11 protein-coding genes and 1 tRNA gene are annotated in these 13960 nt (G+C 69.4%); 10 read left to right on the top strand and 2 right to left on the bottom strand.

Translation table 11 applies throughout. From position 1 onward, the window contains the following. The first annotated feature begins 50 nt into the window (after positions 1–50). Complete coding sequence (locus tag G448_RS0112495) at positions 51–2444, top strand: carbon starvation CstA family protein (RefSeq protein ID WP_026408256.1); 2394 nt, start codon at positions 51–53, stop codon at positions 2442–2444. A 178-nt stretch (positions 2445–2622) separates the two neighbouring features. Beyond that, positions 2623–2850 carry a YbdD/YjiX family protein gene (locus G448_RS0112485; RefSeq protein ID WP_051269041.1) on the top strand — a complete coding sequence of 76 codons (228 nt, stop codon included), beginning with the start codon at positions 2623–2625 and terminating at the stop codon, positions 2848–2850. A 75-nt stretch (positions 2851–2925) separates the two neighbouring features. Here G448_RS0112485 and G448_RS0112480 read toward each other — a convergent pair whose 3' ends face one another. Further along, positions 2926–3954 carry an alpha/beta hydrolase gene (locus G448_RS0112480; RefSeq protein WP_026408254.1) on the bottom strand — a complete coding sequence of 343 codons (1029 nt, stop codon included), beginning with the start codon at positions 3952–3954 and terminating at the stop codon, positions 2926–2928. Between the two features lie 87 nt (positions 3955–4041). On the opposite strand from G448_RS0112480, the gene G448_RS16555 reads away from it, so the two are divergent. Continuing rightward, on the top strand, positions 4042–4554 hold the full coding sequence (locus G448_RS16555; RefSeq protein WP_245572328.1) for a VanZ family protein: 513 nt from the start codon (positions 4042–4044) through the stop codon (positions 4552–4554). Between the two features lie 32 nt (positions 4555–4586). Here the strand turns inward: G448_RS16555 and G448_RS0112470 are convergent. Beyond that, a tRNA-Leu gene (locus tag G448_RS0112470) sits at positions 4587–4670 on the bottom strand. A 289-nt stretch (positions 4671–4959) separates the two neighbouring features. Here G448_RS0112470 and G448_RS0112465 point away from each other — a divergent pair. Genes G448_RS0112465 through pknB form a run of 7 tightly spaced genes read left to right on the top strand, consistent with a single transcriptional unit; the run spans position 4960 to position 13872 of the window. Then, entirely contained in the window at positions 4960–5667 is a 708-nt protein-coding gene (locus tag G448_RS0112465) for an FHA domain-containing protein (RefSeq protein ID WP_026408253.1), read from the top strand. Then, complete coding sequence (locus G448_RS0112460) at positions 5664–6128, top strand: FHA domain-containing protein FhaB/FipA (RefSeq protein WP_026408252.1); 465 nt, start codon at positions 5664–5666, stop codon at positions 6126–6128. The genes G448_RS0112465 and G448_RS0112460 overlap by 4 nt, the downstream gene beginning before the upstream one ends. Continuing rightward, a complete protein-coding gene (locus G448_RS0112455) occupies positions 6125–7501 on the top strand; it encodes a PP2C family protein-serine/threonine phosphatase (RefSeq protein ID WP_026408251.1) in 1377 nt (458 codons plus the stop codon). The genes G448_RS0112460 and G448_RS0112455 overlap by 4 nt, the downstream gene beginning before the upstream one ends. Positions 7502–7512: 11 nt before the next feature. Continuing rightward, positions 7513–9237 carry an FtsW/RodA/SpoVE family cell cycle protein gene (locus G448_RS0112450; protein ID WP_026408250.1) on the top strand — a complete coding sequence of 575 codons (1725 nt, stop codon included), beginning with the start codon at positions 7513–7515 and terminating at the stop codon, positions 9235–9237. Further along, the gene (locus G448_RS0112445; RefSeq protein ID WP_026408249.1) at positions 9234–10727 is read left to right on the top strand and encodes a peptidoglycan D,D-transpeptidase FtsI family protein; all 1494 of its coding nucleotides are present in this window, start codon (positions 9234–9236) and stop codon (positions 10725–10727) included. Before G448_RS0112450 ends, G448_RS0112445 begins: the two co-directional genes overlap by 4 nt. Beyond that, positions 10724–12013, top strand: a complete 1290-nt coding sequence (locus tag G448_RS0112440) for a serine/threonine-protein kinase (RefSeq protein ID WP_026408248.1) — start codon at positions 10724–10726, stop codon at positions 12011–12013. Before G448_RS0112445 ends, G448_RS0112440 begins: the two co-directional genes overlap by 4 nt. Further along, positions 12010–13872 (top strand): Stk1 family PASTA domain-containing Ser/Thr kinase, encoded by a 1863-nt coding sequence (gene pknB / locus G448_RS16550; RefSeq protein WP_034495255.1) that lies wholly within the window; start codon positions 12010–12012, stop codon positions 13870–13872. The genes G448_RS0112440 and pknB overlap by 4 nt, the downstream gene beginning before the upstream one ends. Positions 13873–13960: the final 88 nt, after the last annotated feature.

Genomic DNA, 13960 nt, shown 5'->3' with positions numbered 1-13960 from the left:
CCGGAGACAATGACGCCACACCTCCTCTCGACGACGAGAACGGATCCCCGATGCCCCAGAAAGAAGCCTCCCTTCCCACCTACACGGAGCAGGAGGAGAAGCGGATTATCCGTAACGCCGACGGCGTCCCCGTCGGCCTACGCCCCGACAACCGATGGACACCTGCGCGGATCGCCACGTGGGCGGTCGTCACGGCCCTGGGCGTCCTGGGCTGGTGGATGCTGGCCATCGTCCGCGGCGAGAACGTCAACACCATCTGGTTCGTCGTCACCGCGATCTGCACCTACGCCATCGGCTACCGCTTCTACGGACTCTACATCCAGCGCACCATCATGCGGCCCGACGACTCCAACGCCACCCCGGCGGAGCGCATCAACAACGGCCGCGACTTCGATCCCACTCACCGCGTCGTCCTCTACGGCCACCACTTCGCGGCCATCGCCGGGGCCGGTCCGCTCGTGGGTCCCGTGCTCGCGGCCCAGATGGGCTATCTTCCGGGCACCCTGTGGATCATCCTGGGCGTCGTGGTGGCCGGAGCCGTTCAGGACATGCTCGTCCTGTTCTTCTCCATGCGCCGCGGCGGCCGATCACTCGGTCAGATGGCCACCGACGAGATCGGCAGGATCGGCGGCATCGTGGCGACCGTCGTCGTCTTCGTCATGCTCATGATCGTCCTGGCCGTCCTGGCCATGGTCTGCGTCAATGCGCTGGCCTCCTCCCCCTGGGGCGTCTTCTCCGTGGGATGCACGATTCCGATCGCCGTGATCATGGGCCTGTGGCTGCGCTTCGTCCAGCCCGGTCGGATCACCCAGGTCTCCATCGTCGGTTTCGCCGTTCTTATCGGCGTCATCATCGGCGGACGCTGGGTGGCCGAGTCCTCCTTCGGCCAGTACCTCCATCTGTCGCCCACCACCCTGGTGTGGGCCATGATCATCTACGGCTTCCTCGCCGCCGTCCTGCCCGTATGGGTGCTGCTGACCCCGCGCGACTACCTGTCCACCTTCATGAAGGTCGGCACCATCGTCGTCCTGGCAGCCGGTATCATCATCGTGCGCCCCGTCGTCGAGATGGCCGCCGTCTCCGAGTTCGCCACGAACACGGACGGCCCGGTCTTCGCCGGCAAGCTCTTCCCCTTCCTGTTCATCACCATCGCCTGCGGCGCGCTGTCCGGCATGCACGCCATGGTCTCCTCCGGCACGAGCCCCAAGATGATCCAGAAGGAGTCCCAGACCCGCATGATCGGCTACGCGGGCATGCTCATGGAGTCCTTCGTCGCCATCATGGCGCTGGCGGCCGCCGTCTCCCTGAGCCCGGGGATCTACTTCTCCATGAACACCCCGACCGCCACTATGGAGAAGCTCGCCGGCCCCGAGGTCGTCGAAGCCCAGCCCTGCGACACCAACAACGACCCAGATCACCACTGCGAGGAGCTGGCCGCGACGGCCGTGGAGCATCTCGGCGTGACCGACGCCCACGGCAACACGATGAACCCCGAGTGGGACTCCTGGGACGAGGCCGGAAATCCGACGACCTACACCGGCGCCGAGGCCCTGACGAGGCTCGCCGGCGATGTCGGCGAGCCCAACGTCGTCTCCCGCACCGGTGGCGCGCCGACGCTCTCCGTGGGCATGGCGCACATCCTCCATCAGATCGGCGGAGGCCGTACGATGATGGGTTTCTGGTACCACTTCGCCATCATGTTCGAGGCGCTGTTCATTCTCTCGGCGGTCGACGCCGTGACCCGCGTGGCCCGCTTCCAGCTCTCCGACGCCCTGGGCAACCTCTTTCCCAAGTTCAGGGACCCGTCGTGGCACGTCGGCGCCTGGGCGACCACCGGCGTCGTCGTCGCCGCCTGGGGATCGCTGCTGCTCATGGGCGTGACCGATCCGCGCGGCGGCATCCAGACGCTCTACCCGCTCTTCGGCATCGCCAACCAGCTCATCGCGGCGGTGGCGCTGCTGGTGGTCACCGTCATGGTCGTGCGCAAGGGATACGCGAAGTGGGCATGGATCCCGGCCATCCCACTGGTCTTCGACACGGCGGTCACCTTCGTGGCGTCCTGGCAGAAGATCTTCTCCCGCGACCCGCTCGTGGGCTACTTCCAGCAGCATCGCAACGCCCTGGCCAAGTTGGAGACGCTCACCGACCCGGCGGCCATCGACGTCCAGCGGGCGATCGTTCGCAACACGATGATCCAGGGGACGCTGTCGATCGTCTTCCTGGTCATGGTCGCCTTCGTCATGGTCTGCGCGGTCATCACCACGGCCAGGGCCGTCCGCTCCGGCGACACGACGACCTCCGAGGATCCGTACCAGGAGTCGAACTTCTACGCCCCGGAGACCATGGTCGCCACCAAGCTCCAGAAGAAGCTCGTCGAGGAGTACGAGAAGGTCGGCGACCCCGACCTCATCCCGGGCCGCTCGCACGCCCATGCGGATCGCTGAGCATGAGAGGGGGCGGTGCCCGTTGAGTCGATCGGTGCCGCCCCCGAGCCGGCGGCAGGAGGAGCGGCGGTCGGGTGATCAGTCCCGGAGTCGGCGCACGACGGCGGGCCCGGCACGCGCGACGGGCGCGACGACGGCGAGCCCGAGTGGCCCGGCGAGCACGGCGGGCGCAGCGCGCATGATCCGCACCGTCTCGGGCCGCGTGCCCACCGGGCTCGCGCGCCTGCGCGCCGGCCTGGCCCGCGCCCGCCGCCTGTGGCGGGACTTCACCGGCGAGTCGGCCTACGACCGCTACGTCGAGCGCCACCGGCGCGAGCACCCCGACCACGAACCGATGAGCGAGCGCCAATGGTGGCGGGCCCGGGCGGACTTCGACGATCGCAACGTCTCCACCGGCTGCTGCTGAGACGGGAGGCGGCGGGGCGGGGACCAACTCCGCCCGCGGACGGTGGCCTCGCGCGTCATCGGGACCGGACGGCCGTCACCGCCCGTCCCCGGCCAGCAGCACCTCGAGCGCCCTGTCCACGTGGTCGGAGACCATCTGCCAATCGTGGTCCGCGGACTCATCGGGCTCGTAGACGACGTCGGCTCCGCGCCCCGCCACCAGATCGGCGAGCAGCGGGGTGTCATCGACGTCCGTGTCCAGCGACATCCCGCCGACCGTGAGGTAGAAGCGCAGCCCCTCCCTCACCTCGAAGTCGGGATCCGCGAGGTAGTCGATGGGCGACTGCCCGGCGTACTCGGAGTCGTCGGCGAGCAGGGGCGCGGCATCGGGACCCGGCTCGCCGTAATCGGCCATGCCCGCTGCGGAGGAGAACATGTCCTGGTGGTGGAAGAGGAGGTTGGTCGCGCAGAACGCCCCCATCGAGAAGCCCATGAGGACACGATGATCGGCATCGGCGTAAGTGCGATACGTCTCATCAACCCAGGGAACGACCCGCTGTGTGAGATAGGTGTCGATGAGTGGACCACCGGTCGTCGAGTCCATGCAGCGCGTATCCGACACCTCGGGGGTCGAGATCTCCGGGGAGACGGCGATGACGGGTGGAATCGCGCCGTCGTCGATGAGGTGATCGAGTCGAGCGGCCAGGGAGGTCCCGGAGAACCAGTCCGAGGACCGCCCGGGGGTGCCGTGAAGCAGGTAGACGACGGCGTAGCGGTTGGAGGATCCGGCGTCGTAGCCGGGCGGCGTGTAGACGTAGGTCGTCGAGTCCGCCGTGCCCAGCGCGGCGTCGCCATCGACATCGACGGCCGTCACGGAGCCGGTGTCCACGCCATTGCCGGTCACCAGCAGATTCTGCGGGCCCACCTCCTGCGACTCCGCCATCGCGTCAGCGAGGGGAGGGGCCCCCCCGAGCAGGACGGGGGACGAATCCGCGGCGCGCGAGTCCCCGTCGGCTTCGCGCGCGGGCTGGGCGCCCAGGCCCCACGCGCACAGCGCCACGAGGGCGACAACCAGGCTCGCCGCGGCGTAGACGCGGCAGCGGCGCAAAGATCGCTTCTGACTCACTCATCAATTGTCCGCCCATCGAGCCCATGAGTGCTGTGTGTGTCGTGCCACGTCCGTCCACCGGCCCACGCCGATAGCCTCCCGCCCATGACCCGTTCTCGCATCACCTGCCGCGTCGCCGCGGGGCTCTACCTCGTGGTCGTCCTGCTCGCCGTGCTGTGGGACTCGGGCTCCCAGATCGGTCTCATCAAGGACGCGCTGGGCCCGTGGTTCTTGGACGCCGAGGGCAAGGACGTCGTTCTCAACCTGGTCATGCTGGCTCCCCTGACCCTCCTCGCCCACCTGGGATGGCCGCGCATCGCCTGGTGGCGGTGGGCCCTGGCCGGCTGCGCCCTCGGAGCGGGCGCCGAGCTCGCCCAGTGGACCCTGCCCTTCCTGACCAGGCGCGCGGCATGGGCCAATGTCGCCGAGAACGCCGTCGGCGCCTGGGTCGGCGCCCTCGCGGCGCACATCGTCCGGCGCACCGCCGGTCGGACATCATCCGGCGACCCGGGGGCGCGGAATCGACACCCCGGGCCCGGAGGCGGTGACACGGTCGCATCCACCGCCGAGCCCGCCGGCCCGGTCACGACCGGGCGCGACGAAGGCCCGGGTCGCTGATGTCCGCGAACTCCGGGCCTGCACCTCCGCCGTGCGCGAGGGGGGACTCGAACCCCCATGATCGCGAGATCACACGGACCTGAACCGTGCGCGTCTACCAATTCCGCCACTCGCGCGAGAAGCGAGCCTGACGATAGCCGTCGGACGGACTCGGCGTCCACTTCGCACCCTTCCCCACCGGGTGAAACCGCTCACCCCCGTCTGTCGCCGGACTCGATCCACCGTTCGCTGTGGGACATCTCCCACGGCCGCAACACCGGGGAGCCCTGCACTACCCGCCCTAGGGGCCACAACCGTTACGATGGGCATGGCTTGCCTGGCGCCACCGCAACGTCCGGCACCACGGCCACCGCGGCCGCAGTACTGTCATCCGGAGACCGCGCCGAGCACAGGGGGAGGTAGTCCATGGGCATCCTGGACAAGTTCGAGAAGGGCGTCGAGAACGTCACCAGTCGCGCCATGTCTCGTTTCTCGGACGACGTCGAGCCCATCGAAATCGCCTCGAAGCTGCGCGAGACGATGGACAAACGCGCCGCTTCGTTCGCCCGCGATCGATCTGTGGTACCCAACGTCTTCCGCATCCACCTGGCGCCCAGCGACATCTCCCGCATCGAGAACTGGGGGCTGGACGAGATGATCCGTCAGATGGAGGAGGTGGCCACCACCCACGCCTCCGAGCAGGGCTACTCCTTCGTGGGCCCGGTCAAGGTCTCCTTCACCCCCGACAGCACCCTGACGGCCCCCGCCATAGAGATCGAGTCCTCGACGAGACGCGGCGGCGCCGCACCGGCGGCCTCGGCCAGCGCGACGCCGAGTCACCCGATCCTCGACATCGACGGGCAGCGGTATCTGCTGACGGGCCCCGTCACCGTCATCGGCCGCGGTTCGGAGGCCGACATCATCGTCGACGACTCCGGTGTTTCCCGCCGGCATCTTGAGATTCGCCTCACACAGGGCCACGCGATCGCCACAGATCTGGGCTCGACCAACGGCACCTTCGTCGAGGGACACCGTGTGGACGCCGCTACGCTTCTGGACGGCAACACTCTCACGGTCGGTCGCACCCGGATCATGTTCTGGGACGGATCGCAAAGCACTGAGGAAGGCATGTGAGCGACCTCACTTTCACCATTGCACGGTTCGGCTTCCTGGCCCTGCTGTGGTTCTTCATCTTCCTCATCGTCCGCGCACTGCGCCGTGACACCGTCGAGGCCTCCGCGTCCGCGCCGCAGCGTCGGCGGGACCGCGAGCCCTCCCCGGCCGCCCCCCAGGGCCGACGCCGCGGCGCCACCCGCCTCATCATCACCGAGGGCCCGCTCGCAGGCTCCATGGTCCCGTTGACGCCGACGTCGATCACGATCGGCCGCGACCAGAACTGCACGCTCGTCCTCAACGACTCCTACGCCTCCTCGCACCACGCGCGCGTCTTCCCCAAGGACGGCGCCTGGTGGCTCGAGGACCTCAACTCCACCAACGGGACGACGCTGGCCGGCCGTGCCGTCCATGGCGCCGTCGAGCTGCCGGTCGGCGTACCCGTTCGGATCGGCCAGACCACTTTGGAGCTGCGCCCATGACAATCTCACTGCGCTATGCGGCACGTAGCGACGTCGGCCTGGTACGAGCCTCCAACCAGGACTCCGGGTACGCCGGCCCCCACCTCGTCGTCCTGTGCGACGGCATGGGCGGGCCGGCCGGCGGCGACATCGCCTCCGCCGTCGCCATCGAGCACCTCGTGCCGCTGGACGCCGACTCCCATCAGGCCGGTGAGCTCCTCGGGCTGCTGCGCGAGGCCGTGCAGCAGGCGCACACCGAGCTGGTCACCCTGTCGGCGAGCAACCCCGACCTCTCCGGCCTGGGCACCACCTGCATCGCCATCATGCGCAGCGGCAACAAGCTCGCCATGATCCACGTGGGCGACTCCCGCGCCTACCTCCTGCGCGACGGCGAGCTGACGCAGGTGACGACCGACCACACCTTCGTGGAGTACCTGGTTGAAACGGGGCGGCTGACCCGCGAGCAGGCCCGACGCCATCCTCAGCGCTCCGTTCTGCTGCGCGTGCTCGGCGATGCCGAGGGCGACGTCCAACTCGACGAATCCATTCGCGAAGCGGTCCCGGGCGACCGGTGGCTGCTGTGCTCGGACGGTCTGAGCGGTCCGGTCACCGGCGAGACCATCGCCGAGGTCCTCTCCGGCGTGGAGGACCCGGGTCAGGCCGCCGACCAGCTCATCGACCTGGCGCTGCGGGCGGGCGGCCCCGACAACGTCACCGCCGTCATCGTCGACGTCGTCGAGGACGAGCACCAGCCGCAGACGGACCCGCAAATGGTCGGCTCCGCCGCCAACCGCCGTGCGCGTCTGGAGCACGCCGCCTCCGGCGACTCCCCCGCAACGCCCGCGACCGAGGCCGACGCCTTGGCCGCCTCGACGCCGGCGGCCAAGGCCGCGGCCCTCGTGGCCAGCCTCGAGGAGTCCGACGACGACCAGTCGGCACCCGAGCAGGCGGACGCCATCGCCGAGGAGGTGCGCACCCAGAAGGTCAAACGCAAGCGGAGGCGGCGCCAGTCGCTCGTCGCCACCGCCCTGCTGGTGCTGGCACTGGCCGGATCGGTCCTCCTGGGGTACCGATGGACGCAGACCCAGTACTACGTCACGATCACCGACGGCAAGATCGCCATCTACCAGGGCGTCCCCCAGCAGATCGGGCCGATCACCTTCAGCCACCTCGTCGAGACGTACGACGAGCCCGCCCTCGACGACCTCGACGACCTCATGCGCGAACGCCTCACCGGAACGGTCACCCAGCCCTCGCTGGGGGCGGCCCGCGAGTACGTGAACGGGACCGTCGCCACGCACGTCGCCACCCCCGCCCCGACCTCGACCGCCGCACCGTCGGCATCCGCCCCCGCCGCAGTACCGGAGCAGCCCCCGGTCGAGCCGGACAAGTGATGGGCGGACTCATGAGCAGCACGCGTCCGGCCACGCACCCGGCCCCGGCCTCCTCGATCTCGCCCGGTCCCGCGCACAGCACCGGTCGCTGGGCCGAGGCGGGCCTTCTCATCGTCGCTCTGGCGCTCGGACTGAGCGGCTTCATCCTGACCGCGCTGAACCGCACCGGTTCCCTCCCGGCCTCCTCCCCGGCGCAGATCCTTCAGCTCAGCGCCGAGCTCGTGGGCGCGGCGATCGTCGTCCACCTGTGGGTGCGGCGCACCGCGCCCTGGGCGGACCCGGTGCTCCTACCCGCGGCCGTGGCCCTCAATGGGCTCGGACTGGCCATGATCCAGCGACTCGACCGGTCCTACGAGCGCCTGGGCCAGCCCCACGACTACGCCCCCAAGCAGGCCATGTGGACCGGAATCGGCGTCGTGCTGTTCTGCGCCGTGCTCTTCGTGCGCGACTACCGCCTGCTGCGCCGCTGGGACCGCTGGGCCATGTGGGGCGGCCTGGGATTCCTCGTCCTGCCGTTCATCCCCGGCCTCGGGCAGAACGTCAACGGCGCCCAGATCTGGATCCACCTGGGCCCCATGTCCTTCCAGCCCGCCGAGCTGACCAAGGTGCTTCTGGCGATCTTCTTCGCCTCCTATCTGGTCTCCAACCGCGACAACCTGGCCCTGGCCGGACGACGCGTCCTCTTCCTCAACCTGCCGCGCGCACGCCATCTCGGCCCCCTCATGATCGTGTGGGGCGTCAGCATCCTGGTGCTGGTGGCCCAGCGCGACCTGGGCTCCTCGGTGCTGCTGTTCGGCCTGTTCGTCGTCACGCTCTACGTCGCCACCGACCGGCCGAGCTGGCTGCTCATCGGGGCCGCCCTGTTCGTACCGGCCGCCTGGTTCGCCGCCACCCACCTGACGCACGTCCAGCAGCGCATCACGGCATGGGCGGACGCCATGGACATCTCGGTCTACGACGCCCCCGGCGGCTCGTGGCAGTTGGTGATGGGGCTGTTCGGCATGGCCTCCGGAGGAGTACTCGGCTCGGGCTGGGGCGCGGGCTTCCCGCACCTCGTCACCTTCGCGAACTCCGACTTCATCATCGCCTCCATCGGCGAGGAGCTGGGGCTGACGGGAACGCTCGCCGTCCTCATGCTCTACCTGCTGCTCATCGAGCGCGGGCTGCGCACGGCGATGCGTCTGCGCGACGGCTTCGGCAAACTGCTCGCGGTCGGTCTCTCCTTCACGATCGCCATACAGGTCTTCGTGGTCGTCGGCGGCGTCACGCGCCTCATCCCGCTCACGGGGCTGACGATGCCCTTCATCGCCTACGGTGGATCCTCCCTGGTGGCCAACTGGATGATCCTGGCCCTGCTGATACGGCTGTCGGACGCCGCCAGACGCCCATCGACGACGGCACCGCGCTTCGTCGACACCGCGGAGCTGCCAACCGGTATCCGTAAGCACGTGCTCGACGCCGGCACCGAGAGCACCAACGGCGCCGATTCGAACCCGACGGTCGCGACCACGCCGGTGACCGGTTCCGCGGCGCCTCCCGCACCCGGGGGCGCTCCGGCCCCGACCGCGCCTCCCGCACCGGGATCCGGTCCCACCTCTGGAATTCCGGATGCGGCACCCGGTCGCGTCATGCTCCCCGAGCATCCTGCGCCCTCCGGGTACCCTGACCCCCCTGGTCCCCCACCCGGCGACCCCTTCGCAACCACCGTCATCGATGCCGAGGAGGAACAGGCGTGAACAGGCAGATCCACCAGGTCACGGCCCTGGTCGTCGTGATGTTCCTGGCACTGGCCGCCTCCTTGACGAGCGTGCAGGGACTGGCGCGTCCGGCCCTGTGGCAGGCCTCCAGCGACCAGGGCACGCTGATCACCGACTCACGCAACTCGCGCACGGTCTACTCCGAGTTCGGCACCGATCGCGGCCAGATCATGGTCAAGGGGACCGCCGTGGCCGACTCGGTGAAGACCGACGACGCCTTCTCCTACCAGCGCACCTACCCCGGCGGGCAGCTCTACGCTCCTGCGACCGGCTACTTCTCCACCGCCTTCGCCTCGATGACGGGGCTCGAGCGCGCCGAGAACTCGGTGCTCAACGGCCAGGACCCCGCTCTGTTCTCCAGTCGCGTCAAGGCGCTCATCACCGGTGAGACCCAGCACGGCGGCGCCATCGAGCTGACCATCGACTCCAGCGTGCAGCAGGCCGCGTGGGACGCCCTGGACGGCCGGCGGGGAAGCGTCGTCGCCCTCGATCCCTCCACCGGCGCCATCCTCGCCATGGTCTCCTCGCCCTCCTACGACCCCACTCAGATCGCCTCCCATGACAGCGCCACCGCCCAGGCCGCATGGGACTCCTTGAGCGCGGACGAGGGCAAGCCGCTGGTCAACCGCGCCATCGGCGGCGATCGCTACCCGCCGGGCTCGACCTTCAAGATCCTGACCGTGGCGGCCGCTCTGCGCAACGGGGAGGCCGACGCGAACACCGAGATGAACGCCCCCGACACCCTCACCCTGCCCGGGACCACCCACTCCCTGTCGAACTACGCCAACGAGTCCTGCGGCAATGGAAGGGTCACCCTCGCCTACGCCTTCGCGGAGTCCTGCAACACGCCCTTCGCCCAGCTGGCCATGGATGTGGGCGACAAGTCCCTGTCCGAGGAGGCCGAGGCCTGGGGCTTCGACGAGTCCGAGTCCATCCCCCTGGAGGTGACGCCCTCGACCTACCCGGACAACGACACCCAGGCCGAGACGGCCATGGCCGGGATCGGCCAGGCCTCCGTGCGCGCCACGCCGCTCATGATGGCCCAGGTCGCGGAGACCATCGCCAACAACGGCAAGCAGATGAAGCCGTACCTCGTGTCGCAGACGCTCGACTCCGACCTCAACGTGGTCAGCACCACCACCCCGAAGGAGGCCCGCACCCCGATCTCCTCAAAGACGGCGCAGACCCTGTCCTCCCTCATGCAGCAGGCCGTCAGCGAAGGCACGGGCTCCAGCGCCCAGGTCGCCGGCGTATCGGTCGCCGGCAAGACCGGCACGGCCGAGACCGGCTCGGACGAGGGCGGTCCCGTGACCTGGTTCGTGGGCTTCGCCGGGACGGATCTGAGCAAGCCATCAATCGCGCTGGCCATCGTCCTCGACGGCGGCGAGCAGACGGCGGCCAACGGAACCGGCGGCTCGGTCGCCGGGCCGATCGCGGCCAGCGTCATCGACGCGGCGGTGGACCAATGAAGCCTGCTGTCGGCCTGGAGCTGCAAGGACGCTATCAGCTGGTCGAGCGGATGGCCCTCGGCGGCATGGGGGAGGTCTGGCGCGCCACCGACCTGCGCAGCGGACGGGCCGTCGCCGCCAAGATCCTGCGCCCCGAGCTGGCGGGCGACGAGATCTTCCTGTCGCGTCTGCGGGCCGAGGCGACGAACTCCCGCGGGCTGCGCCACCCCAACCTGGCGATCGTGCTGGACGCGGGCGAGCGCGACGGTTCGGGCTGGATCATCATGGAGCTCGTTCAGGGGAAGGCACTGTCCGACATCATCGCCGAGAAGGGCACCATGGCGCCTGCGGAGATCCTGCCGATCCTCGCTCAAGTCGCCCGGGCCCTCCAGGTCGTGCACGACTCCGGCGTCATTCACCGCGACGTCAAGCCCTCCAACATCCTCATCAACCGGGAGGGCCTGGCCAAGCTCACCGACTTCGGCATCTCCACCGGGGTCAATCAGCGCCCGATGACGGCCACGGGCATGGTCATGGGCACGGCCCAGTACCTCGCCCCCGAGCAGGCGATGGGCAATATGGCCACCGCCGCCGGGGACCTGTACGCGCTGGGGATCATCGCCTACGAGGCCCTCGTCGGCCACCGGCCCTTCACGGGCACGACCCAGGTGGACATCGCCTTCGCCCACGTCAACGAGCCGGTCCCGCCCCTGCCCGACTCGATTCCGGCCGAGGTCAGCGACGTCGTCATGGCTCTGCTCGCCAAGAAGCCCGCGGACCGGCCCCGCTCGGCCCGTGAGGTCGCGCGGCGCCTGGATCGGATCGTTGTCAACCTGCCCGCGGACTCGTGGGATCCGCGGCAGGTCCCGACCTGGACATCCACGGGGCGCCGCGTCGACCGCTCCCGCTCCGACGATGGTCCGCACGACTCGGCTCCCCGGTTCCGCTCCCGATCGGAGTCCGTTCCCAGGCGCGGACGCCGGGCGCGCGCCAGGCGCGGCGAGCCCAGTCACCGTGCTGATGAGCAGGATGCCCCGAGTATGTCGACCCGTGCGATGCCCGCCGCCGAGCGCACGCGGACGACGGCCGGCTGGTTCGACGCGGATCCCCGTCCAACGCGTCATGCCTCCGGGCGGGGCCCGTTCGGCCTTCCCCAGGCCCGCGTCCGGCTGGCCGTCATCGTCGCCTTCACCGTCCTGGCGCTCCTCGCCATTGTCGTCACCGCGGGTACCCTTACGTCAACACAGTCGGGCATGCCGCGCGAGCAGACCGTCATGTCCGTCATCCCACCACAGGAGGCACTGTGACTGGTCAGTTCCCCCAGATCCTCGCAGGCCGTTACGAGATCCGAGACCTCATCGGAAGCGGCGGCATGGCCGAGGTGCACCTCGGTTACGACAAGCGCCTGTCGCGCATCATCGCGATCAAGCTGCTGCGTTCGGATATCGCTGGTGACCCCACTTTCCAGGCGCGCTTCCGCCGCGAGGCCCAGTCGGCCGCGGCCCTGAACCACCCGACCATCGTCGCCGTCTACGACTCCGGCGAGGAGGAGTTCACCGCACCCAACGGCTCAACCCGCTCAGTGCCCTACATCGTGATGGAGTACGTCGAGGGGCACACGGTGCGCGAGCTCCTCGGCGACGGCGAGGCCGTCCCGATCCCGGAGGCGGTCGAGATCACGACGGGCGTGCTGGACGCCCTGGAGTACTCCCACCGCGCCGGCATCGTGCACCGTGACATCAAGCCCGGGAACATCATGCTGACCTCCACCGGTGCGGTGAAGGTCATGGACTTCGGCATTGCGCGCGCCATCGAGGACTCCGCCGCGACGGTCACCCAGACGCACGCCGTCGTCGGCACCGCCCAGTACCTCTCCCCGGAGCAGGCGCGCGGCGAGCTCGTCGACGCCCGCAGCGACCTGTACTCCACCGGCTGCCTGCTCTACGAGCTGCTCACCGGCCAGCCGCCCTTCACCGGGGACTCCGCGGTCGCGATCGCCTACCAGCACGTGCGCGAGATTCCCAAGCCGCCCTCGGCCCTCGCGGCGGACGTGCCCGAGTCCCTCGACCGAGTCGTTCTGAAGGCCCTGGCCAAGGCCCGCGACGATCGCTATCAGGACGCCGCTCATATGCGCACCGAGCTCCTGGCGGCGGCGCGGGGCATGGCCGTATCGGCACCGGCCACCGAGACCTGGCAGAGCACGACGGCCATGCCCTCGGCGACGGCGCCCTCGCCCGCCCCGCCGGCGCCGCCCATCTCCACCCAGCCATCGGCCCCCGAGCAAACGGCCGAGGACAAGCGGCCCCGTCGCCGCTGGTGGGTGTGGATGCTCATCATCCTTCTCCTCATTTTGGCGGGCATAGTCATCGGCATGCTCGCCTCCGGCCTCCCCGGATCCAAGCGTCCCAGCGAGACGCCCTCGCCGACGGCGACCGCGGCAATCGTGCCGAATGTGTCGAACATGTCGGAGGATGATGCGAAGAGCGCCATCGAGGACGTCGGTCTGACCTTCGTCAGGGGTGATGACGTCAGCTCGGACACGGTCGACGAGGGTCTGGCCATCTCCTCCGATCCGGGGGCCGGCACCTCCGCCGTTCTCGGCACCGAGGTCACGGTGAGCTTCTCGTCGGGCTCGGCCACGGTCAAGGTGCCCGATGTCAGCGGCATGACGCAGTCCGAGGCGCGCAAGGAGATCGAGAACGCGAACCTGACATGGGGCGACGTCACCACCGAGGACTCCCCGGGCACCCAGGCCGGACAGGTCATCCGCTCGAATCCGGCTGCTGGCAATCCGGTGTCACGCGGCGCGACCGTCTCCGTGGTCGTCTCCTCGGGACGCACGACTGTGCCCGATGTCGTCGGCAAGAGTCAGGAAGAGGCTCAGCAGGCCCTCAAGAACGCGGGCCTGGGCTACAACGTGAGGACGAGCGACGCGAAGACCACCGATCCGTCGAAGAACGACACCTACGAGGTCACCTCGGTCGACCCCGGGGCGAACCAGAGCGTCAATGTGGGGGATTCCGTCTCACTCGAAGTGACGCATCATATCTACGAGGCGCCCGTCGCCACGGCGACTCCGACCCCCGGCGCGTCGTCATCGCCGACCTCCCAGCCCATTCCCAAGCCGACCGTCAACAACCCCAAGCCGCCGAAGGACGACGACTAGGAGCCGGGGGACCACCCCCGTCCTCATCGGGTCTTCCGGCTCGCGAGCTCGTGCGGGGCCGCACCCTGATCAGAGTGCGGCCCCGCAT

The organism is Actinomyces gerencseriae DSM 6844 (assembly GCF_000429265.1).
In the GTDB taxonomy this organism is placed as follows: domain Bacteria; phylum Actinomycetota; class Actinomycetes; order Actinomycetales; family Actinomycetaceae; genus Actinomyces; species Actinomyces gerencseriae.
The sequence above is the reverse complement of the archived record's forward strand: the minus strand, read 5'-3'. Positions and strand labels throughout refer to the sequence as shown.

Excerpts from the sequence above, each read along its gene's own strand:
- G448_RS0112455 (WP_026408251.1), top strand. The coding sequence starts at position 6,125 with ATGACAATCTCACTGCGCTATGCGGCACGTAGCGACGTCGGCCTGGTA.
- G448_RS0112485 (WP_051269041.1), top strand. The coding sequence starts at position 2,623 with ATGATCCGCACCGTCTCGGGCCGCGTGCCCACCGGGCTCGCGCGCCTG.
- G448_RS0112465 (WP_026408253.1), top strand. The coding sequence starts at position 4,960 with ATGGGCATCCTGGACAAGTTCGAGAAGGGCGTCGAGAACGTCACCAGT.
- G448_RS0112495 (WP_026408256.1), top strand. The coding sequence starts at position 51 with ATGCCCCAGAAAGAAGCCTCCCTTCCCACCTACACGGAGCAGGAGGAG.
- G448_RS16555 (WP_245572328.1), top strand. The coding sequence starts at position 4,042 with ATGACCCGTTCTCGCATCACCTGCCGCGTCGCCGCGGGGCTCTACCTC.
- G448_RS0112450 (WP_026408250.1), top strand. The coding sequence starts at position 7,513 with ATGAGCAGCACGCGTCCGGCCACGCACCCGGCCCCGGCCTCCTCGATC.
- G448_RS0112440 (WP_026408248.1), top strand. The coding sequence starts at position 10,724 with ATGAAGCCTGCTGTCGGCCTGGAGCTGCAAGGACGCTATCAGCTGGTC.